Here is a 13,765-nt window from a genome sequence, read left to right as displayed (position 1 = left end):
AAGTAATTAGTTATTTAAACACTGTAATAACTGGAGAATGGTCTGATGGAAATTCATTTTGAGTATTTGTTCCTGTCATGTCTACTGATGAACTTATAATTTCAATATTAGGAGTAGAAAATATCCAATCTACCGAAATTTCTCCTTGAGATGGTTTTGTAATTGTTGGGTTTATTTCTCTCCAAGTATCAATTATATTTACTGGATTTATATAAGTATCAAGATCAATAGTAAGACTTTCTTTCCCTAGTATAAATTGAATAAACTCAGTATCCAGTCCTGAATTAAAATCACCTGTGATTATAGCTTTGTAATCACCTCCAAATTGAGCTTTATGTTCAACCATTAGATTTACTAAATCAATTAAATGCTGTTTTCTTAGCTCTAAATCTGAATTGCACAGATGATTGTTATAGATGTAATATTCTTCATTATTGTCTTTCCTTTTCAACAACGTCCAATTTATAAAGCGTCTTGGACCACAAGTTTCAGTTTCAAAATATCCAAAATTTGTAACATTGAATAATCGATTGTTGTATATAATATTGTGAGTGTTAATATTCACGTTTGAAGGAAACGTTTCTATAATAGAATAGCTCGATCCTAAGAAAGATAAAAACTCAGATTTAATAGAACCACTCAATTCTTGTACTCCTAAAATATCTGGGGCATTCTTCTTTATTAACGATATAATTGAATCTTTATAGGTAGAAAATGTACCTCCAGAAATATTATAGGACATTACTTTAAATTCAGTTTCCTCAATTTCATTTTCAATATCTGATTCCGAAGAATTATTAACAGAACAAGAAATGATGATAAAAAAGAATAAAAAGGAAAATTTCTTTATTAAGCCTAATACAGATTGAAATTTCATATACATAAATTGATTAGTCATTAAAAGGATTTGCATACTTTTCATCTGTAATAAACTCATAATCGGTTAAAGTTTTAAGAAAAGCAACTAATGCATCTTTTTCTATTTGCGATAAATTTAAATGAATAGGATTTCCATTTGCGTCTACTAAAGCAGGAGCTGATAATTGTGGGTGACCTAATACACCAGTACTGTAATGCTCAACTACATCTTCAAGAGTTGCTAATCTTCCATCGTGCATATAAGGAGCAGTTAATTCTATATTACGAAGAGAAGGAGCTTTAAATGCACCTGTAGCATTAATAGCGCCAGTAGCACCACCAATTCCTGTATCGGCTACATTACCATCTGGATCTATTCCATTATTTCTTGGAGAGGCAACCATAGTAAATATTGCTAAATTTTGAAGATTTGAAGTAGGGTTTACTGGAATTGCTCCATTATTCATATGACAAATGGCACAGTTACCTCCTGGTTCAGCTCTAAAAGAACCATTGAAAATAGATTTTCCAAGATTTTCTTGAGCAGTGAAATTAGGGAAATTATCAAATAAGTTACCTGTTTGAGCTAATCCCTCGTCATATTTCGTTTGGTAAGAAACCATAGACCTTACAAACTGTGCAAGTGCCTTAGAAATTTTATCTGAAGTAATTTCAGAAGAACCAAAAGCTTCAGTAAATAGAGCTGGATAATATTCTAAAGCAGATAATTTAACTATCAAATCATCTAAATTCATTCCCATTTCTATTTCGTCTTGAATAGGCATCAATACTTGTTCTTCCAATGTTGCTGCTCTATGATCCCAAAAAAACTTTCCATTTTCTCCAAAACGAGCATTCGCTAATCCCATAGAGTTTCGTCCTGTTAAACCTCCATCAAAACCAACACTAAGTTTTCTGTCATCAGAAAAACCTTTATTTTGGATATGACACGAAGCGCATGAAACTGTGTTGTTTGCAGACATATTTTTATCATAAAATAAAACTCTTCCCAATGTAGCTCCAGCATCAGTAGTAGGGTTGTTAGTTGGTGTATTATCTAATACATCCATAACGAAACTATTAAAAGAATTAGGAAAATTTGGATTGGAATAATTGAAAGGAACTTTTGGTAAGTTTAAAACTGAACTTTGACCTACAGGAGTATATTCAGCTTCTTCCTTTGAACACGAAAAAAAACAGGTAATTAAAAATAAACACAAAAAAGCACTTGATTTCATATATGAGGATCTTAAAATAGTTATAGCTTTAAGACTTCACTCATGGAAAAAAGTTTAATTTTTAAAAAAATCAGCTAATTAAAATGGTTTAATTAGCTGATTATCAAAAGTGATAAGTTTTTATTTTTATCTTATGATTCCAATAAAAAACTTAATTGTTCGCTTGTTTTAGTTGGAACAAATTCTATCAACTCATAATCTGCTAGATTATTTATTTTAAAAGGATCTTTTTCAATAATTCCTTCTAACTCAGGTTTGCTGTTAACATTAGATAGAATTACTCCTCCAGTTCTCGGTACTTTACGTCCTGAAGCTACAAAATGACCTAGCTCATATTGTTCATTTAAAAACTCAATATGCTCGTTTAAATAATTATCTACTTTTTCTAGTTGAACTTTATATGTTAGATTAATAATAAACATTCTGATTCTATTTTTTTAAATTATTTTTCAATTCCATGTGTAGTATTGGGTAAGGTTTACCAGATGCATCTAATTCTGAACGACTTATTGTTTCGAACCCATAATACTGGTAAAATCCTACTGCTTGCTCATTCTGTTCATTCACATCAACTTTGGTAGCACTTAAGTTTTCCGTAGAATAATCTAATAAGGTTTTTCCTATTTTTTTACCTCGGTATTTTGGATGAATAAATAGCATTTCTATGTTTTGATTAGCTACTCCAAGAAATCCGATAATGTTTTTATTACTATTCCTAACACATTTCAAATCAACAGCATCTAAATAATGATTTAAAATTAGCGGTTTAAAGTATTCTATATCTTCTTCTTTTAAAAAGTGATGTGTTGCCCTAACAGAAGCTTCCCAAATATCTACTACTTCTTTGTATTCTGTTTTATCGATTTTATCTACTTCGTATATCAATTCTTTATTTTTTTAATATTATCTATTCCCTTTAGTTTACATAAACATTAGGATTAAACTTTTCCATATAAACTTCTGGGTTAGGGAGCTTGTTGAATCCGTACTTTTCATAAAGCCATTCAGCAGTGTCTGTTAATAGAATCCATCGTCTTAAGCCTTGTAATTCTTCATGCCCTGTAATTACTTCCATTAACCACTTACTTAATCCAAAACCTCTATATTCATTTTGAATAAAAACATCACCCAAATAAGCAATGGTTGAAAAATCGGATATAACTCTTGCAAATCCTATTTGCTTACCTTCTGTATAAATTCCAAAATTTAACGAGTTATCTATTGACTTTTTTACCCTTTCTAATGGTATTCCATCACTCCAGCCTGATTCATTTGTTAAAAAATCATGAATCATAGAAATGTCTAATTTATTCTTATCAGTTGAAATAAGAAATTCATTTTTATTTTCTTCAAAAATTTTCATGTGATATTCTAGTAAGTTATTATTTATTTCTAATTGGATGGTCAGGGTTTAACTCCAATAAATCCCACAAATTTCCATATAAATCTTTAAACACAGCAACTGTTCCATAATCTGCATTTTTAGGTTCTCTAACAAATTCGACTCCTTTAGAGATCATTTCATTATAATCTCGCCAAAAATCATCAGTATTTAAAAATAGAAAGACTCTTCCACCAGTTTGATTTCCTATAAATTTTTCTTGCTCTGATTTTGAAGCTTTAGCCAACAAAATTGTTGTTCCGGTAGAGTTGGGTGGAGCTATAACAACCCATCTTTTGTTTTGTTCTGGTTGATAGGTGTCTTCTATCAGATTAAAATTTAATTTTTCGGTATAAAATTCAATGGCCTCATCATAATCTTTTACAACTAAGGCAATATGAACTATAGATTGTTTCATGTTAACAATATTAACTCTTTATTTGATTCAAATGATGTTCCATATGATCGACATAATCGTTCATTAAAAACCTTAAGTCGGAGAAATTTTCTTTTTCTAATTTTATTTTAAAAGCTAACGTTTCTTCGGTCTGCTGCTTTATTACATAAAGAATTCGATTATTAATCGACTTCCAAAACTCTAGAATTTCTTTAGTTTCGGAATTTTGATAATCATTTGCCTTAACCAATTCATCTTGATTGTATTTTCTTATTCTGTATGGCTTATTTTGAAACTGAATTTCTGTAAATCTTTGAAGGTTATTAATCCCTGAATCTATTAAATGTCCTAAAATTTCTTTTTTAGACCACTTTTTAGGGTTGGATTTGTGAGTCAATTCAGCTTCTGAAAATGTAGAAATATACTCAGTTCCAAATTTTAGCAATTGATTTAGTTTATTTATGGTTTCTTTCATTTTTCGAATTTTTGATTAGTTTTTATATTTTATAAGAGTTTCCTAAAATGTTATTAATTATAAATGTACAAACCGAATTGACAATCAAATTAGGATATCAATTCGGTTTATATTGGTAATAAATTTTTATAGAACTTTTACTTAGTTCAAATTTATAAATTCTTTCTGTTTTTCCACTGATACTTTTCTTTATTAGCGTTGTTCCATTGTTCTACTTTTTGAAGCATAGAGTTAATTACATTTTTATTTAACCATTTTCCATCGACGAAAATTCCCGAAACTGAACGCGTGTTTCCAATTTTTTCTAAAGGATTTTTATCTAATAAAATTAAATCAGCAAACTTTCCAACTTCTACAGTTCCAATTTTATCACCTATCTCTAACCATTCAGCAGGTAATCTAGTTGCAGAAGTTAAGGCCTCTTCAGGTGTTAAGCCTGCTTCTACTAATAGTTCTAATTCATCATGAAGAGAAAATCCCCAAACAATTCCAGAAATACCAGCATCTGTTCCTGCAAGCATTGGCACACCTTCTTCTTTAAAAGCTTTAACAATCTGTTTATGAAAATCTTTTTGTTTATCATAAAATTCAATTAATTTGGGAGAAGCTCCATAAAAACGATTCGAGTTTAACCACTTACTCTGCATCAATGGATGTACATACTTTAAACTTTGTAGGTTTTGAATACTTTCTGATGATTTAGCTTGTTTTGAAATCCAGACCATGTTGGATAAATTCGGAATTAACCAAGTGTTATTTTCTTTAGCTAAGCGAGCAAATTCTTGGGCTTTTTCATAACTGAAATCATTAGTCTGTTTCGATAATTCTTCGGCATGCGCTATTAGTCCGAAATGTGGCACAAATAAATTTTCAGCAGGTTTCCCATCAAAAGCTGTAGGAATGTGTCCAACAACTTTCATATTTTGTTTCTCAGCTTCATCAATAACAGCTTTAAAAGTTTCTTCGTTTAGCCAAGTATAAACCTTTATAAACCTATAACCTAAACCTTTAGCGTTTCTAACCGATTGTCGTCCTTCTATAGGAGTCGTAGCTTTTATTTCATTGCCCTCACCATCAATTACAGCAGCAATTGCCATACGAGGACCAATAACGCTTTTATCCATTATTTTATCTCTTTGTGAAAAGTGCCCAAGTCTTCCACTTAACTCAAATACAGTAGTCACTCCATTGGCTATGTATGGAGTCATTAAATTCTGAGTGTTAAAATTTACTGTTGAACCTCTAGTTGCATGTCCTTGAGAAAAGCTACCATTGCTTAGCGTATGTACATGCATATCAATTAGTCCAGGAATAAGCCACTTATCTTTTCCATCTATAATTGTTGCCTCAGGAGGAATAGAATCATTTATAGACTCTATTTTGTTATTGTGAATTAGCACTGTAGCATTTCCAATTACATTATTATCTTCTGTCATTGGTATTACATTGACGTTTTTTATAACGTAGGTATTGCTTTCTTTTTCATTTTTAGTTTTATTACTTTTTGTACAGTTAAATAAGAAAAAAGATACTGCTAACAATAATAGTAAATTACTAATTTTTAGATATTTCATGCAGTTTAGTTTTCTTGTAGACGTTTTAGTATAAAAAATGTTACAGATGATAAGAAATGAGGGAAATATTAATAATCGATTGCCTATTTTTGTATTATGAAAGAAGCCTTGCATCAACTGTTTACTGAGTTTCAAAATAGCATACAAAAAAATGATTTTGTAAAATTAACTTTAAGTAAGCCCATTCGTAAAAGTGATGATTTGTCGAATGTATACGTTCGTCAAATAACATTAAAAGGAGACGTGTGTTTTCAATTTTTATATCGATATAAAACAAATGACCAGACAAAAAACTATTCATTTGAAGAAAGTATTGAAGAACTAACTCATCTACTTTCAGAAAAATTTAGGGCTGCAATATTGTTTACGTTAGAAAACGATTTGTTGGTTTTTATTTCTAAAAAGAAAAAAGTAAGTTATAAAACTACACAACCTAGTTTTAAAAATAAATTACCAGAAACCCACGATAAGCCTAAAGAAAAAAGAGCCGAAAACAGCGAATACTTATATCATTTAGGAGTAACAGATAAAGAAGGAAAGGTAATTCCTAAAATGGCAGATAAATACCGTCAAATTAACAAGTATTTAGAAATTATTGAAGCCCAAATACAATCGGTTAAATTGCCTAATCATATCAATATTGTAGATATGGGGTCAGGAAAAGGATATTTAACTTTTGCCTTGTACGATTATTTAGTAAATCAAAAAGGATATACTGCTAGTGTGACAGGTATTGAGTTACGAGAAAACTTAGTGAATTATTGTAATGATATTGCAAAAAAATGTGATTTTAAAGGTTTATTGTTTGTAGCACAACCCATTCAGGAATATGACAATGATAAAATTGATATTTTAATTGCTTTGCACGCGTGTGACACTGCTACAGATGATGCTATATACAAAGGATTGGTTTCTAAAGCAGAATTGATTATCTGTGCTCCGTGTTGTCATAAACAAATTCGTCAGCAAGTAAAAGGAAAAGAACAGGAGAGTCCCTTATTAAAATATGGAATTTTTAAAGAGCGTCAGTTTGAAATGGTAACTGATACCATTCGTGCTTTAATTCTTGAAAAACACCAATACAACACCAAAGTATTTGAATTCATTAGCAATGAACATACACGTAAAAATGTAATGCTAATTGGTGCAAAATCTTCTAAAAAAGTAGACTCAGAACGTATTGAGACTAAAATTTCAGAATTAAAAGATACTTATCAAATAGACCAACATTATTTAGAAAGCCTACTATAATATTTTGCAATGAGTACATCTGTTAGTAATGTATTTAAAGATCTTCTGTTAGAAGATGAAGAATTAAAAGTGGTTGAGAATATTTTTTCGGAAGTAACTTATAAAAAAGGGGATACTATATTGCATACTAACGAAAAAGTATATTATCAATACTATGTAGTAAAAGGTTGCTTACGAACGTTCTTTATGGATGCTAAAGGAAAAGAGCATACCATACAGTTTGCAATTCACGATTGGTGGATTAGTGATTATATAGGTTATTTTTCTGAATCTGAATCTGTACTAACCATTGAATGCATTACAGATGCTATTGTGCTAAAAGTAGCTAAAAATGATTTGGATAACATCTATGAAAAAGTACCTAAAATAGAGCATTTTTTTAGAAAAAAGTTAGAACGTTCAACTGTCCGATTTCAAAAAAGGATTTTAAATAACTTAGTATTGTCTGCTAAAGAGAGGTATCATCTATTTTTGCAAACTTATCCAAACATAGAGCAGCAAATTAAAAATTATCATTTAGCATCTTACTTAGGAATAACAACAGAAAGTTTAAGCAGAATACGAAAAGAAACCTTATAAAGTTCTTTATTACCATACATCAATTTTTTTGCAATTTTCATACACTAATTTTGAAGTAACTTAAAAAACAGAAATAATATGAAAAAAGTAATATTTGTACTTACTAGTCATGAAGAACTAGGAGATACAGGAGAAAAAACAGGATTTTGGATAGAAGAATTTGCAGCACCTTATTATTTTTTAAAAGATAAAGGAGTGGAAGTTGTTTTAGCATCGCCAAAAGGAGGACAGCCACCAATTGACCCAAAAAGTAACGAACCAGATTTTCAAACACCAGCGACACTTCGTTTTAATGAAGATAAAGAACTTCAAACCATCTTAGCAAACACTACAAAGCTAAGCGATGTTAAAGAAGCTGATTATGATGCTATTTTTTATCCTGGTGGACATGGACCTTTATGGGATTTAGCTGAAAATAAAGATTCTATAGCTTTAATTGAGTCTTTTTACTCTAATAATAAACCAGTAGGAGCTGTATGTCATGCACCGATAGTACTAAAAGATGCTAAATTAAAAGGAGAATCTTTAGTTAAAGGTAAAAAAGTAACTGGTTTTTCTAATACAGAAGAAGATGCAGTACAATTAACTTCAATTGTGCCATTTTTAGTGGAAGATGAGCTGAAAAATAAGGGAGGAATTTATAGCAAAGCAGAAGATTGGCAAGAATATGTGATTGAAGATGGTAATTTAATTACAGGACAAAATCCAGCATCATCAGAATTAGTAGCAGAAAAATTATTAGCAAAATTATAATTGCCTAATAATAAATTTAAAAAATCGTTTAATAATATTATTAAACGATTTTTTTGTTTTTTTCAAGAACATGCAAAAGGTTTTATTGTATTTTTAGCTCATTAGAACACGATGAAATGAAAGAATCAAAACCGCTCATTATAACTGCTTTTATTGCAATCTATATTATTTGGGGATCAACTTATTTGTTAAATAAAATTGTTGTTACAGAGGTTTCACCATTATTGTTAGCTGCTATCCGTTTTTCAATATCAGGAGCATTAATTATACTAATTGCAAAGTTTTTAAAAGTTCCCATTAAAATAACTAAAAAACAATTATTAAATTCTGCTATTGCGGGATTTCTGTTTTTGGTATATGGTAATGGAATGTTCGTTTGGGCATTGAAATATGTTGATAGTGGTTTTGGTGCTTTATTAGCCGCGACACAGCCTTTATTTGTATTATTACTCTTACGGTTGATTGATGGAAAAAAAATGCAAAAGAAATCAATTGTTGGGGTTGTTTTAGGAGTTATAGGAATGTATTTATTGGTAAGTCAAAATGAGATTACTACTTCAAAAGATATGCTCATAGGTATTTTTATGATTTTTTCATGTATTTTAAGTTGGAGTTATGGTAGTGTATTTGTAGCAAAAGCTAAACTTCCTAAAAACTTTTTTGTAAGTACAGGATATCAAATGCTTATTGCAGGGAGTTTTCTTTTTGCTGGTTCGTTTTTATTAAATGAAACATGGTCTTCTCCTATAAACTGGTCACTGAAAGCTCAAGGTTCGATGGTTTTATTAATTGCCTTTGGAAGTATTGTAGCTTTTACTGCTTTTAATTATTTATTGAAAGTGGTATCTGCCGAAAAAGTATCTACATCAGCCTATGTTAATCCTGTTGTAGCATTATTTTTAGGATGGTATTTTTTAGATGAAACCTTAACAGCTCAATCTATTGTTGCTTCTATAGTTTTGCTATCTGGAGTATATTTTATTACTTCAAGAAAAAGAGTCTCAAAATTAAAGGTTACCACCAAACCACAAAAAATTTAAGTAATTCACCGTTAGGCTTTTTGAGCCAGCATAGCGGTGCATTTTCTTCATCTAAAAATTGCTGAAGCTTGTTTTGAAATGCATTAAAGTTTAACCAATCAACTTTAGGGTATGGGGTTACCAACCAGTTATGTTTATTAGGAATATAGAATTTACAATCTGAAAATCGCGATAACTCTTTCGAGTAGATATAAAAACCATAAATACACTCGTTATTTACTAAAGGAAACTCTTTATTTATATCTTGTAGAGGAACAAACAATTGAGCTTTAAAATATACTTTTTGGACTATTTCAGAAACATCTAACCCTAATTGGTCTAAATGCTTTTTGCATTGACTAGAGTAGAGTAGTGGTAATTGTTTTTCTTGTAATTTGTTTAATTTTTGAATAAAAGAATCTCGTCGATTAGGTCCTATCCAATGATCTATTTCCGAATTTCCTACTGAAGCATCGTACAAATAAAATTTATAAATAATTTCTAGGTGAATAAGATGTGTGTTTTGTTTTAATATACAATCTAACTCTCCCAATGTGAGTTTTTCTTGTTGAATTTGAATATTTTCAGCAAGAATAGTTATGTCATTATCGTGCTGTAATTCAAAAGAAACAAATCTTTCTACCAATTTACCCAAACGTAATTTTTGCGTGATATCTTCATTAAAAGAACTTATAAGTGTAGGTGAAATGGCAAATTGTTCTAAATTAAAAACACCTTTTCCATACCATAGAAAAGGTGTTTGTGAAAATCCTTCGTATTGTAATTGTAAGTCTTTTTGTTTGTGGTACATAAAAGAGTTACTCTTTAATTCCTAGTTTATCTAACACTAATTGAGTAATATCAAAGCGCTCATCAATATATCCAAATTCGTTTCCTGTAGTGGTTAAAATTTGAGTATATCCATTAGCTTTTGCAACTTCAGCAATCACTTCGCTTAATTTTTTATATAATGGGCGCATATTTTGCTCTTTTTGTAATTGCATCATAGCTGTTCCATTTTGACGAAACTTTCCCATTTCTTGTTCAAGTGTTCTTAATTCTTGAATTCGAGCTTTTTTGTCATCATCCGTCATTAACTTTTCTTCAGCTTTAAAAGAATTCACTTTTTCTTTATACTCTGTAGCTTTTACTTGAAAACTTGAATCTAATTGTTTCCCATAGTTTTCTACTCTTTGTAAAACTCCCTTCATTTGTGGCATTTTACCAATAATCAATTCGCTATTTACAGTACCAACTTTAGTTTGCGCACTGGTAAATCCGATAAAAAATAAAGCTAGTATAAAAGTGATTTTTAGTTTCATATATTTCTGTTTTTTGACAAATATAAAAAAGTGGTTCATGTACAAACCTTAAAATTCGTTAAAGTTTATTTTCAATAGTTGTAATGATGTTTTTTACATCTTCTTGAAAATCAAACCAAATGATTTCTGAATCTTTACGAAACCAAGTACCTTGTCGTTTGGCAAACCTTCTAGAATTCTTTTTAATTTCTTCTATGGCAAATTCTTTAGTAAAACTTCTATCAAAATATTCAAACAATTCTCTATAGCCTACCGTTTGTAATGCATTTAACTCTTTATACTGATGTAATTGTTGAGCTTCTTCAATTAAACCGTTTTCAATCATAATATCAACACGACGATTGATACGATCGTACATAATTTCTCTATCTGCTTTTAATCCTATTTTTATAGACTGAAAATTACGTGGCATTTTTGGCTTGTTTTTAAAAGAGGCATACGTTTTTCCTGTTCCAATACAAATTTCCAACGCACGAATTAGTCGATGTGGATTGTCAATAGCAATGGTATTGTAGGTTTCTTCATCTAATTCTTTTAATTGTTGTTGAAGATGTTCTATACCTTTATTTTCAAGTTCTGAGGTTAAATCAATTCTTATCTGTGAATCTACATCAGGAAAATCATCCAACCCTTTTAATACGGCATCTACGTACAATCCACTACCCCCAACCATAATTTGAATGGGATTTTTAGTAAATAATTCCTCTAATTTTGCCAAAGCGTCTTTTTCAAACTGACCAACAGAATAATCCTCAAAAATGCTACGATTTTGAATAAAATGATGTGGTGCAGCAGCCAATTCATTAGTATCAGGAACAGCCGTTCCTATAGCCATTTCTTTATAGAATTGACGAGAATCACATGAAATGATATCACAGTTAAAATGTTGGGCTAGTTTAATGCTTAACGCCGTTTTTCCAATAGCTGTAGCTCCAACAATAGTAATTAACGTATTTTCTTGTGACATTTAATTAAGTTTTGTGCCGCAATGATAGCAAAATTCTGCGTCATCTTTATGCCCTTCGTATGAACAATTAGGACAAGATTGTGTATTGAGATCTACTTTTTTTCTTGTCATTTCTGAACTTACTATCCCTGTCGGAATAGCAATAATGGCATAACCAATAATTACCGTAATACTTGCTATAAATTGCCCTAAAGGCGTTTGAGGAGCAATATCACCATATCCAACAGTAGTAAGAGTTACAATAGACCAATAAATACTTCTAGGAATACTGGTAAAACCATTTTCTGCACCTTCAATAAAATACATTACAGAACCTAAAATGATACAAATAATCAATACAAAATAAAGAAATACTCCAATTTTAGCTCTGCTTGCTTTTAATGCTTTTATCAACTGATTTGACTCTCCAATATATCTTGAAACTTTAAGAATTCTAAATATTCTAAGCAAGCGCAGAGCTCTCAAGGCAATAAGACTACTATGTGCCCCTACAAAAAAGAAGGTTAAATACATAGGAATTGTCGATAGAAAATCGATAATACCGTAAAAGCTAAAAATGTATTTCGTAGGCTTACTAATTGAAATAATTCTGAGTATATATTCTATTGAAAAAAGTATCGTAATTACCCATTCCGACACATATATAAACATATGATATTTTGTGTCAAAACTTTCAACACTTTCAAGCATTACTAATACTATACTTGCTAAAATTGCAAATAATAATATGATGTCAAATAATTTGCCAGCCGACGTATCTGCTTCGTAAATTACTTCATGCAGTTTATCTTTCCAATTTTGTGATTTTGTACCCAAAAGAATGAGTTTATAGGTGATTTAAACAATATTACAAATTATTTTCAACTTGTAATCGTACAATTTTAGAGACTTTATTTCTAATCAAGTAGTTTTTAATAATAGTTTTTGCCAATTCTTTGTTTTCTACAGAAGTTAACATCGATTTTAAAATTGATATTTGATTTTCTTGAAAAGCTAAGTTTGTATATGTATAGCCAACAACTTCATTATTTTCAATTAAAATAACGGCATTTTCATCTGGAGTACGGCCTTTATCTACAATAACCATATGGCCATGATTAAAGTCTTTATCAGTAATCTTTCTTTTTCGAATGATATTGAACTTTGGCTTAACTCTATCCAGTTCTAAATGGTACTTTAACCTTGTGAAAAGTACATTCCCCGTTTCTTCATAGGTTACTTTTGTTACCCTTTTTATTATTTTTAAAGCTTTGCGGGTTTCCTTTAAGAATAACTTGGTTACTTCTTGTTTTATATTCTTTCCTCTATCAATATAAATAATGTTTCCTTCATTATTATGTATATAATAAATACCTTGATTTTCAGGAAGACTATCTAATATTCTTTGAATTCGGTGCTTTTCTTGACGGTTATCAAAATATTTTATTGATTGTTGAATAATGTTCTTCTCAACATCTTTCTCCAATAACAGCTTAAATAATTGAATAGTGGCCAATGCATCTCCTGTAGCTCTATGGCGATCAGACATTGGAATACCTAAAAATCTACATAACTTTCCTAAACTGTGGGAAGGAGCCTCAGGAATTAGCTTTTTACTCAAGGCAACAGTACAAAGTGTATTGCGCTTATATTTATAGCCTAGTCTATCAAATTCTGTACGTAAAATGCGATAATCAAAACTAGCATTGTGTGCAATGATAAAGCAGCCTTCGGTAATTTCAATTATTCTTTTGGCTATCTCGTAAAATTTAGGAGCATTACGAAGCATTTTATTGTTAATTCCTGTTAGTTTGACAACAAATTCTTGAATTTCTCTTTCAGGATTTACTAAACTAATAAACTGATCTACGACTCGATGTCCATCAAATTTATAAATTGCAATCTCAGTAATTCCTTCCTCGTTATATTTTCCTCCTGTAGTTTCTATGTCTAAAATAGCGTACAAATCTCT

17 protein-coding genes are annotated in these 13,765 nt (G+C 30.2%); 4 read left to right on the top strand and 13 right to left on the bottom strand.

The window, feature by feature from the left end:
- Positions 1 to 10 precede the first annotated feature (10 nt).
- The 8 genes from DFQ07_RS10160 to DFQ07_RS10125 form a co-directional block, all read right to left on the bottom strand.
- Entirely contained in the window at positions 11 to 877 is an 867-nt protein-coding gene (locus DFQ07_RS10160) for an endonuclease/exonuclease/phosphatase family protein (protein WP_166627764.1), read from the bottom strand.
- A gap of 13 nt (positions 878 to 890) precedes the next feature.
- A complete protein-coding gene (locus DFQ07_RS10155) occupies positions 891 to 2,096 on the bottom strand; it encodes a cytochrome-c peroxidase (RefSeq protein ID WP_133536450.1) in 1,206 nt (401 codons plus the stop codon).
- 131 nt (positions 2,097 to 2,227) lie between these two features.
- On the bottom strand, positions 2,228 to 2,518 hold the full coding sequence (locus DFQ07_RS10150) for a YciI family protein (protein ID WP_133536448.1): 291 nt from the start codon (positions 2,516 to 2,518) through the stop codon (positions 2,228 to 2,230).
- Between the two features lie 7 nt (positions 2,519 to 2,525).
- Positions 2,526 to 2,981, bottom strand: coding sequence for a GNAT family N-acetyltransferase (locus tag DFQ07_RS10145; RefSeq protein WP_133536446.1), 456 nt, complete (start codon positions 2,979 to 2,981; stop codon positions 2,526 to 2,528).
- A 31-nt stretch (positions 2,982 to 3,012) separates the two neighbouring features.
- Positions 3,013 to 3,459 carry a GNAT family N-acetyltransferase gene (locus tag DFQ07_RS10140; protein ID WP_133536444.1) on the bottom strand — a complete coding sequence of 149 codons (447 nt, stop codon included), beginning with the start codon at positions 3,457 to 3,459 and terminating at the stop codon, positions 3,013 to 3,015.
- A gap of 19 nt (positions 3,460 to 3,478) precedes the next feature.
- Positions 3,479 to 3,895: a VOC family protein gene (locus tag DFQ07_RS10135; RefSeq protein WP_133536441.1), complete on the bottom strand. Its 417-nt coding sequence runs from the start codon at positions 3,893 to 3,895 to the stop codon at positions 3,479 to 3,481.
- 10 nt (positions 3,896 to 3,905) lie between these two features.
- Positions 3,906 to 4,349 carry a DinB family protein gene (locus DFQ07_RS10130; protein WP_133536439.1) on the bottom strand — a complete coding sequence of 148 codons (444 nt, stop codon included), beginning with the start codon at positions 4,347 to 4,349 and terminating at the stop codon, positions 3,906 to 3,908.
- A 152-nt stretch (positions 4,350 to 4,501) separates the two neighbouring features.
- Positions 4,502 to 5,923: an amidohydrolase family protein gene (locus DFQ07_RS10125; protein WP_133536437.1), complete on the bottom strand. Its 1,422-nt coding sequence runs from the start codon at positions 5,921 to 5,923 to the stop codon at positions 4,502 to 4,504.
- A 96-nt stretch (positions 5,924 to 6,019) separates the two neighbouring features.
- Here DFQ07_RS10125 and DFQ07_RS10120 point away from each other — a divergent pair, with 96 nt between their 5' ends.
- From DFQ07_RS10120 to DFQ07_RS10105, 4 genes are all read left to right on the top strand, one after another.
- Positions 6,020 to 7,174 carry a class I SAM-dependent methyltransferase gene (locus DFQ07_RS10120; RefSeq protein ID WP_133536435.1) on the top strand — a complete coding sequence of 385 codons (1,155 nt, stop codon included), beginning with the start codon at positions 6,020 to 6,022 and terminating at the stop codon, positions 7,172 to 7,174.
- A gap of 9 nt (positions 7,175 to 7,183) precedes the next feature.
- Positions 7,184 to 7,753, top strand: coding sequence for a Crp/Fnr family transcriptional regulator (locus DFQ07_RS10115; protein ID WP_133536433.1), 570 nt, complete (start codon positions 7,184 to 7,186; stop codon positions 7,751 to 7,753).
- A gap of 78 nt (positions 7,754 to 7,831) precedes the next feature.
- Positions 7,832 to 8,506, top strand: a complete 675-nt coding sequence (locus DFQ07_RS10110; protein WP_133536431.1) for a type 1 glutamine amidotransferase domain-containing protein — start codon at positions 7,832 to 7,834, stop codon at positions 8,504 to 8,506.
- A 116-nt stretch (positions 8,507 to 8,622) separates the two neighbouring features.
- Positions 8,623 to 9,546 carry an EamA family transporter gene (locus tag DFQ07_RS10105; protein WP_133536429.1) on the top strand — a complete coding sequence of 308 codons (924 nt, stop codon included), beginning with the start codon at positions 8,623 to 8,625 and terminating at the stop codon, positions 9,544 to 9,546.
- On the opposite strand, the gene DFQ07_RS10100 is transcribed toward DFQ07_RS10105, so the two are convergent.
- Genes DFQ07_RS10100 through DFQ07_RS10080 form a run of 5 tightly spaced genes read right to left on the bottom strand, consistent with a single transcriptional unit; the run spans position 9,521 to position 13,759 of the window.
- Positions 9,521 to 10,336, bottom strand: a complete 816-nt coding sequence (locus DFQ07_RS10100; protein ID WP_133536427.1) for a DUF1853 family protein — start codon at positions 10,334 to 10,336, stop codon at positions 9,521 to 9,523. The genes DFQ07_RS10105 and DFQ07_RS10100 overlap by 26 nt on opposite strands.
- A gap of 7 nt (positions 10,337 to 10,343) precedes the next feature.
- The gene (locus DFQ07_RS10095; protein ID WP_133536426.1) at positions 10,344 to 10,847 is read right to left on the bottom strand and encodes an OmpH family outer membrane protein; all 504 of its coding nucleotides are present in this window, start codon (positions 10,845 to 10,847) and stop codon (positions 10,344 to 10,346) included.
- A gap of 58 nt (positions 10,848 to 10,905) precedes the next feature.
- On the bottom strand, positions 10,906 to 11,814 hold the full coding sequence (gene miaA, locus DFQ07_RS10090) for a tRNA (adenosine(37)-N6)-dimethylallyltransferase MiaA (protein WP_133536425.1): 909 nt from the start codon (positions 11,812 to 11,814) through the stop codon (positions 10,906 to 10,908).
- On the bottom strand, positions 11,815 to 12,630 hold the full coding sequence (locus DFQ07_RS10085; protein ID WP_394346864.1) for an ion transporter: 816 nt from the start codon (positions 12,628 to 12,630) through the stop codon (positions 11,815 to 11,817). It abuts the gene before it with no gap.
- Positions 12,631 to 12,661: 31 nt separating this feature from the next.
- A complete protein-coding gene (locus DFQ07_RS10080; RefSeq protein ID WP_133536423.1) occupies positions 12,662 to 13,759 on the bottom strand; it encodes an exonuclease domain-containing protein in 1,098 nt (365 codons plus the stop codon).
- Positions 13,760 to 13,765: the final 6 nt, after the last annotated feature.

The organism is Tenacibaculum caenipelagi (genome assembly GCF_004363005.1).
GTDB classification, from domain to species: Bacteria; Bacteroidota; Bacteroidia; order Flavobacteriales; family Flavobacteriaceae; genus Polaribacter; species Polaribacter caenipelagi.
This window is presented reverse-complemented; position numbering and strand designations above follow the sequence as displayed.

Coding starts and splice junctions, on each gene's coding strand:
- DFQ07_RS10160 (WP_166627764.1), bottom strand. CDS start 877: ATGAAATTTCAATCTGTATTAGGCTTAATAAAGAAATTTTCCTTTTTA.
- DFQ07_RS10155 (WP_133536450.1), bottom strand. CDS start 2,096: ATGAAATCAAGTGCTTTTTTGTGTTTATTTTTAATTACCTGTTTTTTT.
- DFQ07_RS10150 (WP_133536448.1), bottom strand. CDS start 2,518: ATGTTTATTATTAATCTAACATATAAAGTTCAACTAGAAAAAGTAGAT.
- DFQ07_RS10140 (WP_133536444.1), bottom strand. CDS start 3,459: ATGAAAATTTTTGAAGAAAATAAAAATGAATTTCTTATTTCAACTGAT.
- DFQ07_RS10135 (WP_133536441.1), bottom strand. CDS start 3,895: ATGAAACAATCTATAGTTCATATTGCCTTAGTTGTAAAAGATTATGAT.
- DFQ07_RS10130 (WP_133536439.1), bottom strand. CDS start 4,349: ATGAAAGAAACCATAAATAAACTAAATCAATTGCTAAAATTTGGAACT.
- DFQ07_RS10125 (WP_133536437.1), bottom strand. CDS start 5,923: ATGAAATATCTAAAAATTAGTAATTTACTATTATTGTTAGCAGTATCT.
- DFQ07_RS10120 (WP_133536435.1), top strand. CDS start 6,020: ATGAAAGAAGCCTTGCATCAACTGTTTACTGAGTTTCAAAATAGCATA.
- DFQ07_RS10115 (WP_133536433.1), top strand. CDS start 7,184: ATGAGTACATCTGTTAGTAATGTATTTAAAGATCTTCTGTTAGAAGAT.
- DFQ07_RS10110 (WP_133536431.1), top strand. CDS start 7,832: ATGAAAAAAGTAATATTTGTACTTACTAGTCATGAAGAACTAGGAGAT.
- DFQ07_RS10105 (WP_133536429.1), top strand. CDS start 8,623: ATGAAAGAATCAAAACCGCTCATTATAACTGCTTTTATTGCAATCTAT.
- DFQ07_RS10100 (WP_133536427.1), bottom strand. CDS start 10,336: ATGTACCACAAACAAAAAGACTTACAATTACAATACGAAGGATTTTCA.
- DFQ07_RS10095 (WP_133536426.1), bottom strand. CDS start 10,847: ATGAAACTAAAAATCACTTTTATACTAGCTTTATTTTTTATCGGATTT.
- miaA (WP_133536425.1), bottom strand. CDS start 11,814: ATGTCACAAGAAAATACGTTAATTACTATTGTTGGAGCTACAGCTATT.